Origin of the sequence: Metabacillus lacus, assembly GCF_009674805.1 — a bacterium.
In the GTDB taxonomy this organism is placed as follows: Bacteria; Bacillota; Bacilli; order Bacillales; family Bacillaceae; genus Metabacillus_C; species Metabacillus_C lacus.
The window spans coordinates 1-3,622 of sequence record NZ_WKKI01000092.1; the positions used below are offsets into that span (position 1 = coordinate 1).

Below are 3,622 nucleotides of genomic sequence, written 5' to 3' on the forward strand. Positions count from 1 at the left end.
ATGAAGGACAAAACTGGGTGAAACAGCAGTCAAAATGTCCTTCATAGGGGTGATGAAGGACAAAACTGGGTGAAACAACAGTCGAAATGGTCCTTCATAAGGTTAATGAAGGACAAAAACGAGTGAAACAGCAGTCGAAATGTCCTTCATAAGAGCGATGAAGGACAAAAACGAGTGAAACAGCAGTCGAAATGTCCTTCATGAGGTTGATGAAGGACAAAACTGGGTGAAACAGCAGTCGAAATGTCCTTCATAAGGGCGATGAGGGACCATGTGTTGACAGTATTGCTTAGCCATAATGAAACAAATATAATACCCTTATATAGTTCAGAACATTAAGACTCTTCCTTTTGGAGACGTCCCACAATATCAAGTATTTGAAATTACTCATAATGAAGCTTCAATTTAAGAGAGGTGAGATAATGGAAGTCGTATACTTTGCAGGAGGGTGTCTTTGGGGTGTTCAGGCATTTATCAAAACTTTACCAGGTGTGTCGCTTACCGAGGCAGGAAGGGCAAATGGAGCCGGGAGTTCGCTCCAAGGTGAGTATGATGGCTATGCAGAATGTGTGAAAACAGTATTTGATCCAGAGATTGTCTCCATGGGGGAATTGATGACGTATTTTTTTGAGATCATCAATCCATATAGTATGAATCAACAAGGAGAAGATGTTGGCGAAAAATACAGAACTGGTGTTTACAGTGAAGAACGTAAGCATTTAGAAGAGGCAAGAGCATTTATAATTAAGAGAAATGATGCTGCCCGCATTGTGGTTGAAGTGCGGCCTCTTACTAATTATGTAAGAAGCGCAGAAGAACATCAGGATCGGTTAGATAAGTGTCCGGAAGATTATTGCCATCTTCCGAAAACGTTATTAAATAAATACAAGCATCAATAAGCTGTCACAGTCATTCCCAAGTTTTGTCGACGGATGAATGGTTGAAGACACATAGAGAAACATTCGGTATCCTAGAGATTGTATTGGGGGTGAAAACATGCAGGCTCTTATTCACGGAATCTTACTGGCGTTTGGTCTCATCTTACCTTTGGGTGTTCAAAATGTATTTATTTTCAACCAAGGGGCTGTACATAAGAGGTTTCTACATGCTTGTCCCGCTGTTATCACAGCAGGGGTTTGTGATACAGCTCTAATTCTTTTGGCTGTAACAGGAGTATCAATCGTTGTATTAAATGTTGAGTGGTTAACAATTCTGCTGTTTATATGTGGTTTTCTTTTTTTAACCTATATGGGTTTTGTGTTATGGAGGAGCAATCCGTCAGCCAGCAACCATATCGAAAATCAACAGCGCTTTTCCGCGAGGCGACAAATCACATTTGCTGCTTCCGTATCGTTACTTAATCCACATGCAATTCTTGATACGATTGGTGTAATTGGAACGAGTTCTCTTGCTTATACGGGTTATGACAAACTGATTTTTACCATCGCATGTATTGTAGTTTCATGGATCTGGTTTTTCTTTTTAGCTATATCAGGTCGGAAGGTTGGAAAACTTGGAAACAGCGGAATGTTATTAAGGAGAATGAATCAAATTTCTGCAATCATTATTTGGGGTATGGCATTATACTTAGGGTTTAATTTGTATACATATCTTTAAAAGTGAAAAACTGTTAAAAATCTTTGTTGAGCAAAAAAAGAGTGCATAAAACAACTAGTCTTATGCACTCATAGTAAGAAAGAAAGTTTTTTATCGAGAGTATTAAAAAACTACCTTCCCAATTTTTAATGGGCAATCATCTCATGAGCAATATCATGGCCATCCATGTCTGATGGATAGTAAGTAGGCCAGTGTGTAATTTCATCTAATAATGCTTCACGGTCGTCTCCCCAATACAGGTGATAGTGATCAGCTTTATTCGGAAAGATACCATGGTCACTGAATTGGATGTATGAAGGGGCTCCTTCAGATTCCTCAACTAGCTTAAAGATGAATCTTACTCCCCTGTTTCCTTTAGGATATGTTAAAATCTCATACCCATCATAGTTATATTCACCTGAAATCTCTTCTTCATTTTTGAAAAACGATACGGTATTCTCCTTAATGACGATACGGTTAACATCTGTGCGATACCCTACTTCATAATATTCCTTATATTCTTCCGCTGTCATGTCACCTTTTGTTTTTGCTTTATGAGCAAATACCTCGTCAAGTGTGCCATCTTGCAGGAATGGGTAAACAGATTGCCAGTCTCCTTGCCAATCTGAAAGTGGGCGATCCTTTACCTGACTGTCTTCGAAATAACCGCTGTAAATTTTTTCTGCTTCTTCATCGTGATCGTGATCATGATCATGATTGTGTTCACTTTCATCCGCATGATCTTCTGATTGCTGTTCTTTGTTTTCAGAAGAACTGTCAGTTTCTTCTTCAGCTGCGCTCTTTTCGGAAGATTGTTTAGGAGTAGCTGCTTCTTTTGTTGAATTTTGATCCTGACAAGCCATTAACAAGAAACAAATACTCAGCACACTTACTAGTTTTATAAATGTATTCATTCTTTTAACTCTCCTATTCTAAATCGTAATTAATACGTTTTGAATCGTATCATTCATTAAACCATGTTGTCAAGGAAAATTAAACCAGCTTTGGAAAATGAAAAAATAAAGATAGTACTTATAGGCAGGGTAAAAATACTTACGAATCGTTATCGGTAGTGGCAATGAACATTATTCACAGTAAAATTGAAATAGAAAGAAGTAGAAAAGCAAAAAAGGTATGTCAAAAGGGCTAAACCTGCACTTTGACATACCCTAATCTTACTTATTATTTCTCTAATCATTCTTTCTTGCTTGCTTCAAGCTTTCTTACTAACTTCTTTCATCTCAAGTCTTGCTGCCTTAAAAAACGAGACTGCCATTAAGATCATGACAATAGAAAACGGTAGTGCTGCAATGATTAACATATTCTGCAGTCCCTGTGTGCCTCCGAAGTAAACAATAACTGCTGCCATTGCTGACATGGCAAGACCCCAAGTAATCTTTACTGATTTGGAAGGGTTAATAGAGCCGTTTGTACTCAGCATTCCAAGGACAAATGTAGCTGAATCTGCAGATGTAATGAAAAAGATAGCTACTACGACAATAGTTAATATGGACATCAATTGACCTAAGGGATAATGCTGAAGGACACCAAACGTTGTTGTTTCCAGAGAGTATTCTGAAATGAGAGCCATTCCATTTTGCTCTAAATGTAAGGCAGAAACACCGAATACAGAAAAAAAGATAAAGCATACAAGTGCCGGGACAAAAAGTACACCAAGCATAAATTCTTTTATGGTACGTCCTTTAGATATCCTTGCAATGAAAATTCCTACAAACGGCGCCCAAGAAATCCACCATGCCCAGTAAAAGATTGTCCAATTGTCAATCCATGTTCGCCTTGTTTCATTTAATGGAGCTATTCTGAAGCTCATATCAAAAAAGTTAGCAATATAGCTTCCAAGCGTGGCTGTGAACATATTTAAAATAAGTAGTGTTGGTCCAACATTGAACTACCCGCCACTTAACTGCTCTTGCGAGCTGTTTGAAGTGGGGGATTCCTAAGAACACCAGCGTAACCGCTAGTTATGGATTAGGCTATCCCGTTGCACCGACGGTTAGAAGCCTTA

General features: G+C 38.4%; 3 protein-coding genes and 1 pseudogene. 2 read left to right on the forward strand and 2 right to left on the reverse strand.

Annotated elements, in window-relative coordinates:
• Positions 1 to 422 precede the first annotated feature (422 nt).
• Together GJU40_RS20275 and GJU40_RS20280 are read left to right on the forward strand one after the other, a co-directional pair.
• Positions 423 to 899 (forward strand): peptide-methionine (S)-S-oxide reductase, encoded by a 477-nt coding sequence (locus GJU40_RS20275; protein WP_154309861.1) that lies wholly within the window; start codon positions 423 to 425, stop codon positions 897 to 899.
• 97 nt (positions 900 to 996) lie between these two features.
• Entirely contained in the window at positions 997 to 1,617 is a 621-nt protein-coding gene (locus tag GJU40_RS20280) for a LysE/ArgO family amino acid transporter (RefSeq protein ID WP_154309862.1), read from the forward strand.
• 125 nt (positions 1,618 to 1,742) lie between these two features.
• Here GJU40_RS20280 and GJU40_RS20285 read toward each other — a convergent pair whose 3' ends face one another.
• The gene (locus tag GJU40_RS20285; RefSeq protein WP_154309863.1) at positions 1,743 to 2,510 is read right to left on the reverse strand and encodes a metal-binding protein ZinT; all 768 of its coding nucleotides are present in this window, start codon (positions 2,508 to 2,510) and stop codon (positions 1,743 to 1,745) included.
• 299 nt (positions 2,511 to 2,809) lie between these two features.
• Positions 2,810 to 3,505: pseudogene (locus tag GJU40_RS20290) on the reverse strand (BCCT family transporter); the annotation flags it as partial.
• Positions 3,506 to 3,622: the final 117 nt, after the last annotated feature.